15 protein-coding genes are annotated in these 18760 nt (G+C 66.2%); 6 read left to right on the forward strand and 9 right to left on the reverse strand.

The genetic code is table 11. The features are described from left to right. Positions 1 to 33 precede the first annotated feature (33 nt). Positions 34 to 762 (forward strand): monofunctional biosynthetic peptidoglycan transglycosylase, encoded by a 729-nt coding sequence (gene mtgA, locus ACTHQV_RS10855; RefSeq protein ID WP_440490234.1) that lies wholly within the window; start codon positions 34 to 36, stop codon positions 760 to 762. A gap of 16 nt (positions 763 to 778) precedes the next feature. Here the strand turns inward: mtgA and ACTHQV_RS10860 are convergent, their stop codons facing one another. The 5 genes from ACTHQV_RS10860 to ACTHQV_RS10880 form a co-directional block, all read right to left on the reverse strand. Continuing rightward, positions 779 to 1024 carry a hypothetical protein gene (locus ACTHQV_RS10860; RefSeq protein ID WP_440490235.1) on the reverse strand — a complete coding sequence of 82 codons (246 nt, stop codon included), beginning with the start codon at positions 1022 to 1024 and terminating at the stop codon, positions 779 to 781. 74 nt (positions 1025 to 1098) lie between these two features. After that, a complete protein-coding gene (locus tag ACTHQV_RS10865; protein WP_056401092.1) occupies positions 1099 to 1422 on the reverse strand; it encodes a YbaB/EbfC family nucleoid-associated protein in 324 nt (107 codons plus the stop codon). Continuing rightward, the gene (locus ACTHQV_RS10870; RefSeq protein WP_440490237.1) at positions 1419 to 3059 is read right to left on the reverse strand and encodes a DNA polymerase III subunit gamma/tau; all 1641 of its coding nucleotides are present in this window, start codon (positions 3057 to 3059) and stop codon (positions 1419 to 1421) included. The genes ACTHQV_RS10865 and ACTHQV_RS10870 overlap by 4 nt, the downstream gene beginning before the upstream one ends. Before the next feature lie 761 nt (positions 3060 to 3820). Beyond that, positions 3821 to 5677, reverse strand: a complete 1857-nt coding sequence (locus tag ACTHQV_RS10875) for an ABC-F family ATP-binding cassette domain-containing protein (RefSeq protein WP_440490238.1) — start codon at positions 5675 to 5677, stop codon at positions 3821 to 3823. A gap of 214 nt (positions 5678 to 5891) precedes the next feature. Then, positions 5892 to 7604 carry a class I adenylate-forming enzyme family protein gene (locus ACTHQV_RS10880; RefSeq protein WP_440490239.1) on the reverse strand — a complete coding sequence of 571 codons (1713 nt, stop codon included), beginning with the start codon at positions 7602 to 7604 and terminating at the stop codon, positions 5892 to 5894. 209 nt (positions 7605 to 7813) lie between these two features. Between ACTHQV_RS10880 and ACTHQV_RS10885 the strand changes: the two genes are divergently transcribed. The 4 genes from ACTHQV_RS10885 to ACTHQV_RS10900 are packed head-to-tail and all read left to right on the forward strand — an operon-like array spanning position 7814 to position 13032. Continuing rightward, positions 7814 to 9838, forward strand: a complete 2025-nt coding sequence (locus ACTHQV_RS10885; RefSeq protein WP_440490241.1) for a 3-hydroxyacyl-CoA dehydrogenase NAD-binding domain-containing protein — start codon at positions 7814 to 7816, stop codon at positions 9836 to 9838. Next, entirely contained in the window at positions 9835 to 11013 is a 1179-nt protein-coding gene (locus ACTHQV_RS10890) for an acyl-CoA dehydrogenase family protein (RefSeq protein ID WP_440490243.1), read from the forward strand. Before ACTHQV_RS10885 ends, ACTHQV_RS10890 begins: the two co-directional genes overlap by 4 nt. Positions 11014 to 11032: 19 nt before the next feature. Further along, positions 11033 to 12160 (forward strand): acyl-CoA dehydrogenase family protein, encoded by a 1128-nt coding sequence (locus ACTHQV_RS10895; protein ID WP_440490245.1) that lies wholly within the window; start codon positions 11033 to 11035, stop codon positions 12158 to 12160. Beyond that, complete coding sequence (locus tag ACTHQV_RS10900; protein ID WP_440490247.1) at positions 12160 to 13032, forward strand: acyl-CoA thioesterase; 873 nt, start codon at positions 12160 to 12162, stop codon at positions 13030 to 13032. The genes ACTHQV_RS10895 and ACTHQV_RS10900 overlap by 1 nt, the downstream gene beginning before the upstream one ends. Positions 13033 to 13035: 3 nt before the next feature. Here the strand turns inward: ACTHQV_RS10900 and ACTHQV_RS10905 are convergent, their stop codons facing one another. From ACTHQV_RS10905 to ACTHQV_RS10920, 4 genes are all read right to left on the reverse strand, one after another. Continuing rightward, positions 13036 to 14115, reverse strand: a complete 1080-nt coding sequence (locus ACTHQV_RS10905) for a catalase family protein (protein ID WP_440490248.1) — start codon at positions 14113 to 14115, stop codon at positions 13036 to 13038. A 61-nt stretch (positions 14116 to 14176) separates the two neighbouring features. After that, a complete protein-coding gene (locus ACTHQV_RS10910; RefSeq protein ID WP_440490249.1) occupies positions 14177 to 14974 on the reverse strand; it encodes an SDR family NAD(P)-dependent oxidoreductase in 798 nt (265 codons plus the stop codon). Next, the gene (locus tag ACTHQV_RS10915; protein WP_440490250.1) at positions 14971 to 15978 is read right to left on the reverse strand and encodes a phosphotransferase family protein; all 1008 of its coding nucleotides are present in this window, start codon (positions 15976 to 15978) and stop codon (positions 14971 to 14973) included. Before ACTHQV_RS10915 ends, ACTHQV_RS10910 begins: the two co-directional genes overlap by 4 nt. Then, positions 15968 to 17212, reverse strand: a complete 1245-nt coding sequence (locus ACTHQV_RS10920) for an acyl-CoA dehydrogenase family protein (RefSeq protein ID WP_440490251.1) — start codon at positions 17210 to 17212, stop codon at positions 15968 to 15970. The genes ACTHQV_RS10915 and ACTHQV_RS10920 overlap by 11 nt, the downstream gene beginning before the upstream one ends. Positions 17213 to 17344: 132 nt before the next feature. On the opposite strand from ACTHQV_RS10920, the gene ACTHQV_RS10925 reads away from it, so the two are divergent. Next, positions 17345 to 18562: a TetR/AcrR family transcriptional regulator gene (locus ACTHQV_RS10925; protein ID WP_440490252.1), complete on the forward strand. Its 1218-nt coding sequence runs from the start codon at positions 17345 to 17347 to the stop codon at positions 18560 to 18562. The last annotated feature ends 198 nt before the right edge of the window (positions 18563 to 18760 follow it).

The following is an 18760-nucleotide window of genomic DNA, read 5'->3' on the forward strand; positions in this document are numbered from 1 at the left end:
CCCTCGCCCGCCCCTCCCGGCTAGGCGTGCGGCATGGCTGCCCGCACCGTCCCCCGCCGTCCGAAACCCGCCGCGCCGATCGGCTGGCGTCGCCGCATCATCGGCTGGGCGATCAAGGCCTTGCTCGGCTTTGTCGTCCTGTCGGTACTGTGGGTCATGTTGCTCCGCTTCGTGCCGCCACCGATCACCCTGACGATGCTCGGCGACGTGCCGACCGGCCACGGCGTCACGAAATCCTGGCGCAGCCTGTCGGCGATCGACCCCGACATGCCCCGCGCCGTGATCGCGGCGGAGGACAGCCGCTTCTGCGGCCATAACGGCTTCGACTATGCCGCGATCGCCAACGCCGCCCGCCGCAATGCCCAGGGCGGCCGCATCCGCGGCGGATCGACGATCAGCCAGCAGACCGCGAAGAACGTGTTCCTCTGGCAGGGCGGCGGCTATTTCCGGAAAGCCATGGAGGCCTATTTCACCGTCCTGATCGAGGCGCTGTGGGGCAAGCGGCGGATCATGGAAGTCTATCTCAACGTCGCCGAAACCGGCATCGGCACCTATGGCGTCGAGCCCGGGTCGCAGCGCTATTTCAAGCACGGCGCCGCCAAACTGTCCGGCCGCGAAGCCGCGCAGATCGCCGCCGTCCTGCCGCTGCCCAAGAAGCGCGCGGGCATCGCCCCCACCGGCTTCACGCGCCGCTACGCCCGCACGATCGAGCGCCGCATCGGCATCGTCCGCCGCGAGGGGCTGGATCGCTGCCTCAATTGATTGGGCGCGCGCGGCCCTATTTCGTCGCCTTCTCCACCGCATCCCCAGCCTTGTCCGCCGCATCGCCGACGCTGCGCGCCGCCGACGTCACCGCCCCGGTCCGCGCATCGTCGTTATTCGCCCGGTTGAGTAGGAAATAGGCGCCGACGATCACCGCGATCAGCACGGCCAGCCCGATCAGCAACCCGCCGCCCGATCCGCGTCGCTCGACGATCACGGTATGCGGTGCGCCATTGGTGGTTTCGACACGATCGCGGTCCATGGACGATCTCCCTCTGAATGGATCGCCCAAGAACCGTCATCGCAACCGCTTGTTCCAGCAGCGTTCCGAGCCGCTCAGAACGGCAGCTTGAACCCCGGCGGCAGCGGCAGGCCGCTGGTCAGCTTCGACATTTCGGTCGAGCTCGCCGCATCCGCCTTCGCCCGCGCATCGTTGAACGCGGCGACGATCAGGTCTTCGAGCATCTGCTTCTCGGACGGCTGCAACAGCGAATCGTCGATATCGACGCCGAGGATACGCCCCTTGGCCGAGGCCCGGACCTTGACCAGCCCGCCGCCCGACTGTCCATCGACTTCGATCGTGTCGAGATTCGCCTGCGCTTTGGTCAGTTCGCTCTGCACGTTCTGCGCCATTGCCATGATGTCGTCGAGATTCTTCATCGCGCGATACTCCCGTCGCTGCGTTGCCAATGATCAAGGGTGGCGTCCGGAAACGCCGCCAGTGCCGCCTGTACCAGCGGCGATTTCAATACCTGTTCGCGCTCCGATTCCGCCTTGGCCGTTTCCTGCTCGCGCAAGGTGGGCGCACCCGCCCCCTCGCCGATCAGAACGCGCCAATGGCTGCCGGTGATCCCTTTAAGCGCATTCTCCAGATCGCGCGCGAAATCGGCGGGCAGGGGCCTCGATCCGCTCAGTTCGATCAGGTTCGGCTCCAGCCGGATCATCCGCGCGCAATTGCGGAACTGCGCCTCCAGCGAATGCCGGCCATGTTTCGCCAGCAGGTTCGCGACCTGCTCCATCGTTTCGGGCACCGGATCGACCGCGACCTCTGCCGCCGAGGGCGCCGTCGGCGCGGCAGCGGGCGCCATCGCCGGCACCTGCCCCGCCGCCAACTGCTTCGCCAGGGTCCCCGGATCGGGCAGCGAAGACGCATGGACGATGCGCAGCAACGCCATCTCGCACGCCTCGATCGGCAGCGCCGCGCGCGACACTTCCTCATGCCCCTTCAGCAGCAATTGCCACAACCGGTGCAGCATCGGAAACGACAGCGCGCTCCACGCATCGAACGCGGCGCGTTCCTCGGCCGACTGGCCCGGCCCACGATCGCCGCCGACCTTGACGATCGTCACCGCGTGCACGGTTTCGAGCAGCGTCCGCAGCACCGACGCCGGATCGACACCCAGATCATATTGCGCGCGCAGCGCCCTGAGCGCCCCCGCCGCATCGGCCTTCAGCAGCAGGTCGAACAGCGCCCGGATCGCCCCGCGATCCGACAGGCCGAGCATCTGCCGCACCGCATCGGCGCGTACGCCCTCGCCCTCCAGCCCGCCATGCGCGATTGCCTGGTCGAGGATCGACAGGCCATCGCGCGCTGACCCTTCCGCCGCACGCGCGATCAGTTGCAGCGCCTCCGGCTCCGCCTCGACTCCCTCCGCCTCGACGACATGCGCGAAATGCCCCGCCAGCAGATCGGCCGGAATCCGCCGCAGGTCGAACCGCTGGCAGCGCGACAGGACCGTCACCGGCACCTTGTGGACCTCGGTCGTCGCCAGCAGGAATTTGACGTGCGCGGGCGGCTCTTCCAGCGTCTTGAGCAGCGCATTGAACGCCGGAGTCGACATCATATGCACTTCGTCGATGATGTAGATCTTGAAGCGCGCCGACACCGCCGCATAGCGCACCGCCTCGGTCATCTCGCGCACGCTGTCGACGCCGTTGTTCGACGCGGCGTCGATCTCGATCACGTCGATATGCCGCCCTTCAGCGATCGCCCGGCACGGCTCGCACACCCCGCACGGATCGATCGTCGGCCCGCCCTGCCCGTCCGGCCCGATGCAGTTGAGTGCCTTGGCGATCAGCCGCGCGGTCGACGTCTTGCCGACCCCGCGCACCCCGGTCAGCAGAAACGCATGGGCAAGGCGACCGCGCTTGATTGCGTTGCCCAGCGTCGTGACCATCGCATCCTGCCCGATCAGCTGGCTGAACGTCTGCGGCCGATATTTGCGCGCGAGCACGCGGTACGGCTGCGCGGCGGCAGGCTGTTCGGGGATGTCGAGGGCGAGGAAGGAGTCGGACATTGCGGGTGTCTTAGCGGGTGGCGGCGGTGGTGTCGCCTGTCGTGCGAGGCATCCTATGCGGGCCTTCGTTCAATAAACCGATGACAGATTATGACAATTGGCTTCCATCGCTTAAAGCTCGCTCGAAGGCTTTGCGAACGGTACTGGTATCGAACGGGGCGGCGAGCAGTTCGGAAGAAAAAAGCCCGTTGCGCGACTGTTCGTTAAGCCGATCGGCGGTCGTTCCGACACGCCAACATGCAACTACCGATTCATCTGCTGACGACGGCAGATCTTGGCGAGATAATCCCAAATGAAACGCCCGAAAAACCCGGTCTCGCGCAGCAAAATATCCGATTTTATTCTCGAGACTATCCACAGTTTAACTAAGAAGGCAAGCGTCGACCTCTGCGCCCAACCGGTGAAGCCAAATCTGTGCGAACCTTAGCGCGTCATCGACGCGTTTGTCGCTCTGAGAGATTATCTCGACCGAGGCGCTTCCTTCCTCGTCCCAAACCGTAATCAAATCACCATCGACGTCGATCGAATGGGGGTAGCCATCAGCAAGGCGAACAATTGCGTCACTTCCGACAGGAACTTCGAATTGATCGCATCCTACTTCGACGAATAATGTAAAAGGGTTTTTACCAGTGTTGCGTATAGGTATCCTCATCACGCCTTCCAGCACTCGTCAACATACCCGATGATATGACATCCGGATGCTGGCGACTACACGGGACACCGGTATCAGCATTCTTCTGGATGCTTGCCCACGGAGGCCCCTACGCCGCCAGCGCCTCCAACGCCTCGTTCGCCTCCATCCACTTCGTCTCCGCCACCTCGATCTCGGTATCGAGGCTGGCGCGGCGCTTCATCAGCTGCGCCATGGTCAGCTTGGCCAGCGCCGGGATCGCCTGCCCCGCCATCGCGGCGTCCAGCGCATCGCGCTGCTCGGTCAGCCGCGCCAGATCGCGCTCGATCGCCTGCGCGCCCTTGCGCAGCACCTGCGCCTTCTCGCGCGCTTCGGCGGCGGCCTTGCGGTCGTTCTTCTTGTTGGCCTTGGCCGCCTTTTCCTTCGCCGAATTACCCAGCACCAGCGCGATATAATCGTCGATCGTCCCGTCGAATTCCTTCGCGGTCCCTTCATCGACCAGCACCAGCCGATCCGCCGTCGCCTCCAGCATATGCCGGTCGTGGCTGACCAGCAGAACGCAGCCGGTATAAGCGTTCAATGCCTGCACCAGCGCCTCGCGCGCATCGACGTCGAGGTGGTTGGTCGGTTCGTCGAGGATCAGCATATGCGGCGCATCGCGCGTGATCAGCGCCAGCGCGAGGCGCGCCCGCTCGCCACCCGACAGCTTGCCGACCAACGTCGTCGCCTTGTCCCCCGAAAAGCCGAACCGCCCGAGTTGCGCCCGCACGGCGGCGGGCGACGCGCCCTTCATCTGCCGCGTCATATGTTCGAGCGGCGTGTCGTCGGTGCTCAGTTCCTCCACCTGATACTGGGTGAAGTACCCGACCTTCATCTTGCCGGCGGCATTCATGTCGCCGTCCATCGGCGCCAGCTGCGCCGCGAGCAGCCGGGCGAGCGTCGTCTTGCCGTTGCCGTTGCGCCCGAGCAGCGCAATGCGATCCTCGGGATCGATGCGCAGGTTCAGCCGCTTGAGGATCGGAGTCTCGTTGTACCCCACGCTCGCCATGTCGAGCGTAATGAGCGGCGGGCGCAGTTCATCCGGATCGGGGAAATCGAACGACAGGCTGGGATCCTCCGCCATCGCCGCGATCGGCTTCATCTTGGCGAGAATCTTCAGCCGCGACTGCGCCTGCTTCGCGGTCGAGGCACGCGCCGAGTTCTTGGCGACATATTCCTGCAGCTTGGCGCGCTGCGCCGCCTGGTTAACGCGCGCCGCTTCCAGCTGCGCCAGCCGCTCGGCGCGCTGCTTCTCGAACGCGTCGTAACCGCCGGGATACAGCGTGATCTTGCCCTGGTGCAGGTGCAGGATATGGTCGACGACGTTATTCAGGAAATCGCGTTCGTGGCTGACGACGACGATCGTCGCCTTGTATCCTTTGAGGAAATCCTCGAGCCACATCACCGCTTCGAGGTCGAGGTGGTTCGACGGTTCGTCGAGCAACAGCACGTCGGGCTGGCTGAACAACAGCGCCGCCAACGCGACGCGCATCCGCCAGCCACCCGAATAGCTCTCCAGCGGCCGCTGCTGCATCTCCTCGTCGAACCCCAGCCCGACCAGGATCCGCGCCGCCCGAGCCGCTGCGCCATAGGCGTCGATCGCCAGCAACCGTTCGTGGATATCGCCGAGCCGGTCGGGATCGGTCACCGTCTCGGCATCGTGCATTAGCTTGGCACGTTCGACATCGGCCTCCAGCACGGTGTCGAACGGCGTCGCCTGTCCGGCCGGCGCTTCCTGCGCGACATAGCCGAGGCGACTGCCGCGCGGCATTTCCGCCGTGCCGGTGTCCGGCTCCAACTGTCCGGCGATCACCCGCACCAGCGTCGACTTGCCCGCGCCGTTGCGCCCGATCAGCCCTACGCGGCTGCCCGGCGGTAGCGCCGCGCTGGCATTGTCAAGGATCGTCCGCCCGCCCAGGCGCACCGTGATACCGTTCAGATTGAGCATGGCCGCGCGCCTAGCATTTTTCGCCGCGTTTGCGAAGGGCGCTACGGAACCGCTTTCCTACAGGGGCGACGCTGGTCATGATCCGCCCCGGCCGCACTGTGGCTCCGCTCTTTGACACCGTCCCGACGACGAAGCACCCCGCCGTTCCCCGCGAAGGGGGGGCCAGAGCCACGCAAAGCGACGCTGCGGTCGCCCACAGCGCGCAAGTGTGAACTTAGTGAACTTTGGCCGCGTCAGTTTCCGCAAACATCTGGCGCAGCTCGCTTTTCACGATCTTGCCATTGGCGTTGCGGGGCAGCACCGTGTCGGAAAAGCGCACCGCCACCGGCACCTTGAACGCCGCCAGCCGGGCGCGGACGAAGTCCTGCAACTCGCCCTCGCTGACCGTGCAGCCGGGGCACAGATGCACCACCGCCACCGGCACCTCGCCCAGCACTCGGTCGGGCATCCCGACCAGCGCCGCATCGGTGACCGCCGGATGCGCGTACAGCACATCCTCGACCTCGATCGAATAGATGTTCTCGCCGCCGCGGATGATGATGTCTTTGGCGCGGTCGACGATGAAGCAGAACCCTTCCTCGTCCAACCGCGCCAGATCGCCGGTACGGACCCACCCGTCGACGAACGTCTCGGCGGTCGCCTCCGGGCAGTTCCAATAGCCCTTCACGATCATCGGCCCGCGCGCCCACAATTCGCCGACCTCACCCACCGGCAGTTCGCGCGTGCCGTCGGGCGCCATGATCTTCAGATCGGCGACCGGCACCGGCGGGCCGCAACTGGTCGGGCGGTTCAGATATTCCTCGGCACTATGCTGGGTGACCGTCGCCATCGTCTCGGTCATGCCCCAGCCATTGCCGGGCATCGCCCCGAACACCTCGTATATCCGCCGCACCAGATCGGGCGCGGACGGCGCGCCGCCATATTGCACGACCTCCAGCGACGACAGGTCGTATTGCTCGCGGTCGGGATGCTCCAGCAACTGCCACGCGATCGTCGGCACCCCGCCAGTCACCTGCACCCGCTCGCGCTCGATCAGCGCCAGCGCCTGCGCCGTATCCCATTTGCGCATCAGCACCAGCGTCGTCCCGCTCGCCATCGCCCCCATCAGCGACGCGCTGCATGCGGTCACATGGAAGAAGGGGATGACCAGCAACCCGACCTTGGGCTCCGGCACGGGCGGCGGCATCTCGCCGCGCCGCAATTGCGCGCGCGCGGCGATATAGGCGCTGGAAAAGATGTTGGTGGTGAGATTGCGATGCGTGCCGAGCGCTCCCTTCGGCTTGCCGGTCGTGCCGCTGGTATAGAAGATCGTCGCATCATCCTCGGGCGCGATCACTACTGCGGGCAGGGCGACCACAGGCAGCGTCGCATAGTCCGCGCAACTGCCGATCACCTCCTCCAGCGCACGGGCCGGCGCGGTCAGCGGATCGCGCGCCCGCGCGACGATTACTGTCTCCAACCCCGGCATCGCGCTATAGTCGCTGCCCAACCGGTCATGCCGCTGCCGATCGACGATCAGCATCCGCGCCCCTGAGTCATTCACCCCGAACGCCAGTTCCTGCGGGCTCCACCATGCATTCAACGGCACGCAGATCGCCCCGATCGCCACGATCGCGAAGAATGCGACCGGCCATTCGGGCATGTTGCGCATGGCCAGCGCCACCCGGTCACCCTTGCCGATGCCGCTATCCTGCAGATGCTTGGCCAGCGTCGCGATGGCGCGATACTGCGCCTCATACGTCACCCGCTGATCCTCATGGACCGTCGCCAGCCGCTCGCCATGGCTGCGCGAAAAGGCAACCAGTTGCGCAAGGTTCGCCGGCGCATTCTTCCAAATGCGCGTCGGCACGCCGCGTATCGTTTCGGTTGCCATCTCGAACGGGGCGCCCGGCGCGGTCAGCGCCGCCTGTACCTGCGCCATCGACATGCGCGGCCAATCGGTCCCAATGGAAATCGTCGCTTCGCCTGCCTGCAAGACACCGCTCCCGTTCGCCGACCCTAGAATATCGGGTTTGCCCGATCGGCCGCTTCCATGTAGGTTGTTATTGATTATCTGTCCGGCAAAGGCAATAGAATGCGCCAGACGCTTGCCGGTTTAGAAGGACCGGTATGGCAAAAGCTGGAGAAGGACCGAACATGTCCGTGAACACCGAACGTCATGGCGACATCCTGGTGGCGATGGCCGACAACCCGCCGGTCAACGCATTGTCCGCCTCGGTCCGGCTCGGCCTGAAGGCTGCGATCGAGGAAGCGGCGGCCGACGATTCGGTCCGCGCCATCGTCATCGCCTGCGCCGGCAAGACCTTCTTCGCCGGCGCCGACATCACCGAATTCACCAAGCCGCCGGTCGAGCCGCTCCTCCCGCAACTGGTCGACATGATCGAAGCGTCGGACAAGCCGGTTGTCGCCGCGATCCACGGCACGGCGCTGGGCGGCGGCTGCGAGGTCGCGATCGGCAGCCATTATCGCATCGCCGTCCCCAGCGCGAAGCTGGGCACGCCCGAGGTGAAGCTCGGCCTGCTTCCCGGCGCCGGCGGCACGCAGCGCCTGCCCCGCCTCGCCGGCGTCGCGGTCGCGCTCGAACTGGTGGCGAAGGGCGATCCGATCCCAGCCAGCAAGGCGAAAGAGGCGGGCATCGTCGACCGGCTAGCCGCCGAAGGCAATCTGCTGGAGGAGGCGATCGCGTTCGCCCGTGAAGTCGCCGATGTCCGCCCCCTGCCCCGCACCTCCGAAAAGTCGGTCTCGCCCGACCCGGAAGCGGTCGCCGCCTTCGAAAAGGCCAATGCCCGCCGCTTCCGCGGCTATGAAGCACCCGCCGCCAACATCGCCTGCGTCGTGAAGGCCAGCGAAACCCCTTTCGCCGAGGGGATCGAGTTCGAGCGGCAGCAATTCATGAAGCTGATGTTCTCCGTCCAGTCGGCGGCGCAGCGGCACATCTTCTTCGCCGAGCGCAAGGCATCGAAGATCGACGGCATCGCCGACGACATCGCATTGCGCCCGATCGGCAAGGTCGGCGTGATCGGCGCGGGTACGATGGGCGGCGGCATCGCCATGAACTTCCTGTCGGCGGGCATCCCCGTCACCATCGTCGAGATGCAGCAGGACGCGCTCGATCGCGGCGTAGGCATCATCCGCAAGAATTACGAAGCGACCGCCGCCAAGGGCCGGATGAAGCCCGAACAGGTCGAAGCGGCGATGGGCCTGCTCACCCCGACGCTGTCGCTCGACGGCCTCGCCGACGTCGATCTGGTGATCGAGGCGGTGTATGAGGAAATGTCGGTAAAGCAGGACATTTTCGGCAAGCTCGACGCGATCTGCAAGCAGGGCGCGATCCTCGCGTCGAACACCAGCTATCTCGACGTCAACGTTATCGCCGCCGCGACCAAGCGCCCGCAGGACGTGCTGGGCCTGCACTTCTTCTCGCCCGCCAACATCATGAAACTGCTGGAGATCGTGCGCGGCGACGCGACTGCCGACGACGTGCTGGCAACCGCGATGGCGCTTTCGAAGAAGATCCGCAAGGTCGCGGTGGTCGCCGGGGTCTGCCACGGCTTCATCGGCAACCGCATGCTCGAACCGCGCCAGGTCGAGGCGATGAAGCTGTTGATGGAGGGTGCCACCCCCGAACAGGTCGATCGCGTCCATGTCGAATTCGGCATGCCGATGGGGCCGTTCCAGATGGCCGATCTGGCCGGTGTCGATATCGGCTGGCACCGCGATCCCTCGCGCATCGAAAACATCCGCGATGCCCTTGCCGCCGAAGGCCGCTGGGGCCAGAAAAAGGGCGCGGGCTTCTACGACTACGATAACAAGCGACAGGCATCGAACAGCCCCCGCGTCGCCGAGATCATCGATGATTTCCGCAACCGGACCAACACGCCGCAACGCGAGATCACCGATCAGGAGATCGTCGAGCGCACCCTCTACCCGATCGTCAACGAGGGCGCGAAGATCCTCGCCGAGGGCAAGACGCAGCGCGCGTCCGATATCGATGTCGTCTGGGTCTATGGCTATGGCTGGCCGCCCTATCGCGGCGGTCCGATGTTCTGGGCCGATATCGAGGGCGCGAAGAAGATCGTCGCCGGCCTCGAAAAGCACGGCTTCGAGATCGCGCCGCTGTTGCGCGAGAAGGCGGAGACCGGCGGGCGGTTCAACAAATGACCGACCTCACGCAATTCCGCGCCGACACCCGCGCATGGCTGGAGGCGAACTGCCCGCCATCGATGCGGGAACCGGTCCGCTCCGACAAGGACGTGACGTGGGGTGGCCGCCATCCGACCTACGCCAATCCCGATCAGAAGCTGTGGCTCGATCGGATGGCGGAGCGCGGCTGGACCGTCCCCGACTGGCCGACCGCCTATGGCGGGGGCGGCCTGTCGCCGGCGGAAGCGAAGATATTGCGCGAGGAAATGGCGGCAATAAACGCACGCAACCCCCTATATTCCTTCGGCATCTCGATGCTCGGTCCGGCGCTGCTGAAATACGGGACCGAGGAACAGAAGCAGGAGCATCTGCCGAAGATCGCACGTGGCGAAATCCGTTGGTGTCAGGGTTATAGTGAACCCGGTGCCGGGTCCGACCTCGCCGGACTTCAGACCAGTGCGGTCGCCGATGGCGACGACTTCATCGTCAACGGGCAGAAAGTATGGACCAGCTATGCCAACAAGGCCGACTGGATCTTCTGCCTCGTCCGCACCGACCGATCGACCAAGCAGGGCGGGATCAGCTTCCTGCTGTTCGACATGGCCTCGCCCGGCGTCACCACCCGCCCGATCAAGCTGATCTCCGGCAACTCGCCCTTCTGCGAAACCTTTTTCGACGACGTCCGTGTGCCGAAGGCCAATCTGGTCGGCGAACTGAACAAGGGCTGGGACGTCGCCAAATATCTGCTGGGTCATGAGCGCGAGATGATTTCGGGCATGGGGTCGACCGGCAACGGCCCGTTGATCGCCAAGGCCATAGAGACCATCGGTACCGACGACGCAGGCCGCCTTGCCGACCCGATGTTGCGGTCCGCCATCGCCACCTTCGATGTCCGCGCCCGCGCCTTTGCCGCCATGTCGGAACGCTTCCGCGACGAACTGAAGGCCGGTCGCGCCCATCCCGCACAGCCGAGCATGATGAAATATGTCGGCACCGAATTGAACAAGACCCGCCACGAACTGCTGATGGCGGCGGGCGGTTCGGACGCGCTCGAATGGGAAAGCGCCGACAGCGATCACGGTGCGGCGGCCCGCGCGTGGCTACGGACCAAGGCGAACTCGATCGAGGGCGGCACGTCCGAAATTCAGCTCAACATCATCGCCCGCCGCATCCTCGACCTGCCACTGCAGTAACCTGTCAGGAACAACTTCCATGCCCCTGTTTCTGAACGAAGACCAGACGATGCTGGCAGACACTGCCCGCGAATTCCTTGGTGAGGCGGCCCCGGTCGCGCATCTGCGCGCGCTGCGCGACGCCGACGACGCAACCGGCTTCGACCGGGGGCTGTGGTCGAAGTTTGCCGAGATGGGCTTTACCGGCATGATGGTGCCCGAAAGCGCCGGCGGCCTCGGCCTCGGTCATGTCGAAGCCGGCATCGTGTTGGAGGAGATTGGCCGCAACCTGTCGCCGTCGCCGTTCCTCACCACCTCGGTCGCTGCCGTCGCCGCGCTGTCGGGGACCAGCGCCGGCGATCGCTGGCTGCCGGGCATCGCGGCGGGCGAAACCGTTGCCGCCCTTGCGATCGACGAGCGCGCCAAGCATGGCGATGCCATCGCGATGCGCGCCGAACGCTCGGGCAACGGCTTCCGCTTGTCCGGCACCAAGCAGTTCGTTGCGCACGGGCATGTCGCTGATCTGATCCTCGTCGCCGCACGCACCGCCGGCGGTGCCACGGATGCCGAGGGCGTAACCCTGTTCGCACTTGCCGCCGACACTCCCGGCCTGACCGCCGACCCCCGCCGCCTGACCGACAGCAGCATCGCCGCCCGGCTGACCTTCGACGATGTCGAGGTCGATGGCGATGCGGTCATCGGCAGCGTCGACGACGGTCGCGCCGTGCTGAACCGCCTGCTCACCGCCGCGCGAACCGGTGCGGCGGCAGAGTCGCTCGGCGTCAGCGAAGGTGCGACGACGCGCACCCTCGACTACCTTCGCCAGCGCAAGCAATTCGGCCAGACCATCGGCAGTTTCCAGGCGCTGCAACACCGCGCCGCGCATCTCTATTCCGAACTGGAGGTGGCCCGCGCCGCCGTCCTGAAGGCGCAGCAGCTACTCGACGACGGCGCGGAGGACGCCGACACTGCCGTCGCGGTCGCCAAGGCGATGGCCGGCATGGCGGCGACGCTGGCGGTACAGGAAGCGGTGCAGATGCATGGCGGCATCGGCATGACCGACGACGCCGATATCGGCTTCTTCATGAAGCGCGCCCGCGTCCTGACCGAGATGTTCGGCGATATCGGCTATCACAGCGACCGCATCGCCCGGATCGGGGGCTATTGATGGAGCCGACGCCCGCCGATCTGGTCGCGGGACTGGTGGCGCTGCTCGATGTCGAGGAGATCGACACCGACCTGTATCGCGGCGCCCGCAATCCGGGCGGCGTCGGCCGCGTGTTCGGCGGGCAGGTGATCGGGCAGGCGCTACAGGCCGCGCAACGCTCGATCGGCGGGGCCAAAATTGCGCACTCGCTCCACGCCTATTTCCTGCGGCCGGGCGACGAACAGCATCCGATCATCTACCGCGTCGTCCGTGACTTTACCGGGCGCAGCTTCGCCAATGCCCGCGTGATCGCGATGCAGCGTGGACAGGCGATCCTGAACATGGCGGCATCGTTCCAGCTGCCCGAGGACGGCATGGTCCATCAGGACGCGATGCCCGACGTGCCCCCGCCCGAAGCGCTGCGCTCCGACCGGGAGTTGCGCGAAGCGATGCAGGACCGCATCCCCGACAAGTTCCGTCGCCTGTTCCTGCGCGCCCGCCCGATCGAGATCCGTCCGGTCGAGGCCGACCAGCTGATCGACCCGAGCCCCCGCGCGCCGTTCCAGAATTGCTGGTTCCGCACGGTCGCGCCGCTCGGCGACGACGCCACGCTGCACCGTGCGATCCTCGCCTATGCCAGCGACATGATGCTGCTCGGCACCTCCATGCTCCCCCACGGTGTCCACTGGATGATGGACCAGGTCCAGACCGCCAGCCTCGACCACGCACTGTGGCTGCACGAACCGTTCCGCGCAGACGACTGGCTGCTCTACACCACCGACAGTCCATGGGCCGGTCACGCGCGAGGCTTCAACCGCGGCCGCATCTTCGCGCGCGACGGGCGACTGGTGGCGAGCGTGGCGCAGGAAGGGCTGGTGCGGGTCCGGGGATAGTCCTTACCCCGGCTCGTGCAACGGACAGCCGTTGAAGCGCTCGCGATACTGCGCCGAATGGTTATAGACCGGCTTGCGCACGCGATTGACACCGCCCAGCGGCTGATGCGCTGCCAGCCCGGTCCACACGCTGAACCGCAACCCTTCGTCGACTTCGGCAACCTTGTCCGCCGCCCAGCTGTCCTGCGGATCGCAGCGCAGCGTCGCCACCGTCAGATAGGGGCTTGCGTCCTCGGGCCACGGCGTCGCGGCATCCTCGATCGGTTGCGCCTCGGGATCGCGCAGCAACTGCACCCGCACCTCCCACTCGCCCCGTACCTTCGCCGCAGACGCCTGCAAATCCTCGCGGATCGCATCCGGCCGGCCGCCGGCATCGACGACCACATCGGTCAGCGCGGTCAGATCGGGCGATACCGGCACGACCTGATATTTCGCGACGTACGCGCCGTGGCGGAACGGCGTCGCCGAGAAATAGGTCTCGCCCAGCGGATGGATGTTCTTCGCGCCCCCCATCGTCTTGAGCAACGTGCTCTCGGTCCCGACCGCCTCCAGCGCCGCCTCGGCACCGCGCAGGACATAGGACAGCGCCTTCTTCGCCCATTCCGCCTTGTCGGTGGTCTTCGCCAGCAGCTTGAGGTTGCTGGCGAACTTCTCCGGCGTCGGCGCGGCAAAGGCCGGCGCATTGACCATCACGAAATCCTGCGTCCGCCCGCCCGCTCCGGGCAGGCGTTCGCCATCGACCTCCATCACCTTCCACGCAAGGCCGCGCGGCAGGCCGATCGCGTCGTCGAGGATATCGCCCGGATTGGTCGAAAACCGCATCCACACCGGATAGACGCCCGGCGCGGCGAACAGCCCCTGTGCCAGTTCGGGCGGCAAGTCGTCATGCACGCTCAGTTCGGCCTTCAATATGCCGTGCGACTTGGCGTGGACCGCCCGCACCGCCTTGCCATAATCCTTCGAGGTGGTCGTCAGGATCGTGTCGAACGCCTGCTCCATCTCGGCAACCGTCTCCGCCTCGTCCGCCTGCGGATGTTCGAGTGCGGCGGTGTAGCGCACCGGCGGTTTCAGCATGTCGGTCATGTGCGGGAACTCCTTCATCCTCGCGCTGACAAGCATGGAAAACGGTATTCGTTCCGGACCCTTACACGGCGGTACGCCCATAGTCCTGCCGGGTGAACGGGTGGCTCGACGACAGACCACCGTCGACCGCCCATGCCTGTCCGTTGACATAGCTCGCCTCGCCCGAAGCGAGGAACAGGACGACGCGGGCAATCTCCTCCGCCTCGCCCCCGCGCCGCAACGGATTGAGCCGTCCGATCCGCGCTTCCTTCCCTGACTGGCGGGCATGGTCATAGACCATCGCCGTCATGCCCGTTTCGATCAGCCCCGGACACACCGCATTCACCCGCACGCCCGATCCCGACAGCTGCTGTGCGGCGGTCTGGACCAGGTTGATGACGCCGGCCTTGGAAGCCGAATAGGCCGCCCCGCCCGCGCCGGATCGCAGTCCGGCAACGCTCGCGGTACACACGATCGCGCCGTCACCCGCCGCCGCCATAATTGGCGCGGCGTGGCGGATGGCAAGGAACGGCCCGATCAGGTTGACGCGCAATATCTCCGCCCAGTCCTCGGCGCTCTGTTCGAACAGCCCGGCCAGCCCGCCTGAAATACCGGCATTGGCATGGACGACATCGATCCCGCCGAACCGATCGACCGCCATTGCCACCGCCGCCGCGACGTCGGCGTCAGCACCTGCGTCCATCGAACAGGGAACCGCCCGGCCACCGGCAGCCTCGATCATCGCCGCCGTCGCGTCCGCCTCGCTCCGGTCGCAACAGACCACCCCGGCCCCTTCCCGCGCAAAGTTCAGTGCACAGGCGCGCCCGATCCCCGACCCGGCTCCGGTGACCAGCACCGACTTGCCCGCAAACCGCATCATGCCCCCGCCCGTTCCGCAAAGCGCCACGCCGCCGCCGCCAGTTCGGGCACCCGCTCCGCCATCCGCGCCGCCTGCGCGCTCGACGCATTGCCATCGCGCACCCGCTGCTTGATCCCCTGCACGATCCCGGTCAGGCGAAAGAGGTTGTACGCGAGATACCAGTCGAGCCCCGGAACGCCGTCGCGCCCCGTCGCCGCACAATAGCGCGCCACGACCTCGTCCATCGTCGGAATACCGCTGTCCCCGCCACTCAGCCCGGCAATGCCCGACCGGCCATCGGGCGGCGTCATCCAGTTCATCAACAGATAGGTAAAATCGGCCAGCGGATCGCCCAGCGTCGACAATTCCCAGTCGAGCACCGCCGCTACCTGCGCGCCGTCCTCGGCAAAGATCAGATTGTCGATGCGGTAATCGCCATGAACGATCGCCACCCGCTCCTGTGCTGGCACCGTGCGCGGCAGCCATTCGATCAACCGCTCGACATCCGCCAGATCGTCGGTCTGGCTCGCGCGATATTGCCGGGTCCAGCGCGCCACCTGCCGCTCGAAATAATTGCCGGGCTTGCCGTAATCGCCAAGGCCGACCGCCACCGGATCGATCGCGTGCAGCGCGGCCAGCGCATCGACCATCGCCTCGTAATGCGCACGCCGCTGGTCTGGGGAAAGGTCGGGCATCGCCCCGTTCCAGATCGTCCGCCCCTCCACCCGCTCCATCAGATAGAAGGGCGCGCCGATCACCCCCGCATCCTCGCACAGCGCGACCGGGCGCGGCACCGGATAGCCGGTCGGGTGCAGCGCCGCGATCAGCCGATATTCGCGCTCGATCGCATGGGCACTGGGGAGCAGAGCCCCGAACGGCTTGCGCCGAAGCACATGGGAGCGGTCCGGCAAATCGACCCGATAGGTCGGATTGCTCTGCCCGCCCGGATAGCGCGTCACCGCGACCGGCCGCTCCCCCAACCATGTCGTCAGACGGTCGAGATCGAGGTCCACCTCACTGCCCACCGGACACTCGCGCAAACTCCGCCCGCGCGATCGCCCGCTTGTGGACCTCATCCGGCCCGTCGGCAAAGCGCAACGTGCGGACCCCCGCCCATGCCGCCGCCAGCGGGAAGTCGTCCGACACCCCGCCCCCGCCATGCGCCTGGATCGCATCGTCGAGGATGCTGAGCGCCATGGTCGGCGCCTGCACCTTGATCATCGCGATCTCGCCCTGCGCCGCCTTGTTGCCCGCACGGTCCATCATGTCGGCGGCCTTCAGGCACAGCAGCCGCGTCATCTCGATATCGATCCGCGCGCGCGCCACCCGCTGTTCCCAGATCGACTGGTCGGCGATCCGCTTCCCGAACGCGACGCGCGATTGCAGCCGCTTCGCCATCGCCTCCAGCGCCATTTCGGCGACTCCGATCGTGCGCATGCAATGATGGATGCGACCCGGTCCCAGCCGCCCCTGCGCGATCTCGAACCCACGCCCCTCGCCCAGCAACAGGTTCGCCGCCGGCACCCGGACCTTGTCCAGCACCACCTCGCCATGGCCATGCGGGGCATGATCGTATCCATAGACCGGCAGCATCCGCTCGATCCGCACGCCGGGCGTATCCATCGGCACCAGGATCATGCTCTGTTGCCGGTGGCGCGGCGCATCGAGGTCGGTCTTGCCCATGACGATCGCGACCTTGCACCGCGGATCACCGGTCCCCGACGACCACCATTTGCGCCCGTCGATCACATAGTCGTCGCCATCGCGCACGATCCGCGTCTCGATATTGGTCGCATCCGACGACGCCACCGCCGGCTCGGTCATCAGGAAGGCGGAGCGGATCGTCCCCTCCATCAACGGCCGCAGCCACGCGTTCTTCTGCTCGCGCGTGCCATAGCGGTGCAGCACCTCCATATTGCCGGTGTCGGGCGCCGAACAATTGAACACCTCGCTCGCCCAGTGCCACCGCCCCATCGCCTCGGCACACAGCGCATATTCGAGGTTCGACAGCTGCGTCCCCTCAAACACGAAGCTTTCATCGACCATCGGCGCGCCCGAATGCGGTGGCATGAACAGGTTCCACAGCCCCGCCGCCCGCGCGCGTTCCTTCAGCGGTTCGAGCATCGCGACCGGCGCCCATCGATCCCCGCTCGCGACCTCGCAGTGATAGGCGTGGTCGGCCGGCACCACATGCTCGGCCAGAAACGCGGTCACACGGTCGCGCCAATGGGTTTCGCGTTCGCTTAGCGAAAAGTCCAAACTCCGTCTCCCGCTGCAACCTGTTTTTGCCGGTCTATGCCATACCGCATATTCGGTAAAGCGCCGATGACGTCGCGGATTGGTGCGAAAAATGGACTTGGGCTCCACACCCGATCTGCTAGGGTCGCGTCCATGACGACGACCGACGGGGCCACCAAACGCTATCGCGCCAAACGCGACGCCATCCTTGCGGCCGCGGCGGAGGCGATCAACGAAGCCAGTGCCAAGGGCATGACCTTCGCCGACGTCGCCCGTCGGGTCGGGCTGAACACCACCAGCGTCACCTATTATTTCAAGCGTAAGGAAGACCTTGCCGCCGCTGCCTTCGACCACACGCTGGCATGGCTGCAGGCATCGCTCGACGAAGCCCTGCTCGAACCCACGCCGCAGACGCGCGTCGCCAAATTCCTGTCGATCCATTTCGACCGGCAACGCCGGATCGAGGCGGGCGAGGAACGGCCCGTCGCGATGCTGTCCGACCTGCGCGCGATGGAGGAGCCGTTCAAGGGGCGGCTGCTGTCGGGCTGGCGCGACGTGTTCCGCAAGACGCGCACCCTATGGGGCGATCCCGTCGACCGGGTGGCGAAGGATATCCAGGGCGCGCGCGCCCACGTCCTGCTCGAAAACTGTTTCTGGCTGACCGTCTGGCTCGACCGGTACGAACCCGACCAATATGACCGGGTCGAGGCGCGGTTGATGGACGTGTTCGCGCACGGTCTCGCCGGCCCGGGTCAGCGCTGGACCCCACGCCCGCTCGCCCCCGAACAGGCGGTTGCCGAGCCGGCGCGCGACGCCTTCCTGCGTGCCGCCACCCGTCTCATCAACGAACTCGGCTATCGCGGCGCCTCGGTTCAGCGGATCGCGTCCGAACTGAATGTGACGAAGGGGTCGTTCTACCACCATCTCGATGCCAAGGACGATCTGGTCATCGCCTGTTACCGCCGCAGCTTCGACACGATCGGCGCCGCACAGCGTGCCGCCGATCGCGACGGCGGCAGCCATTGGCAGCGTTTGTCGAGCACGCTCGCGATGCTCATCGACGCGCAGTTCACCGAACAGGGCCCGTTGCTGCGCACCACCGCCCTGTCCGGCCTGCCGACGACCGTGCGTCAGGCGATGGTCGACCGCTCCAACCGCATCGCCCGCCGCTTCGCCGGCACGATCAGCGACGGCATCGCCGAAGGGTCGCTGCGCCCGGTCGATCCGCTGATCGCCGCGCAGGCGGTGATGGCATTGCAGAATGCCGCGTTCGACATGCGCGGCTGGGCCGCGACGATGCCGCGCGAACGGGCGGTCGGCTTCTATGCGTCGACGGTGATGACCGGATTGTTTGCAGAGCCGGCTATCTGACGAGCGTTTTCTTCAGGTAGGATCGCAACTGAAGCACTTACGGCCAATCAACCGGCGTGCAGCGAAATTCCGGCAGAGGCAGCAGTTGCTCCGGCTCGCCGTTCGGAATGCCGTGAAGACTTTTCGTTCGACTGCAGATACGGAACGTTGCGTAAACCCTCCGTCCGTTTCGAGCGAATATGACTGATAGCCGGCCCA

The organism is Sphingomonas sp. SAFR-052 (genome assembly GCF_051965015.1).
Classification (GTDB): domain Bacteria; phylum Pseudomonadota; class Alphaproteobacteria; order Sphingomonadales; family Sphingomonadaceae; genus Sphingomonas.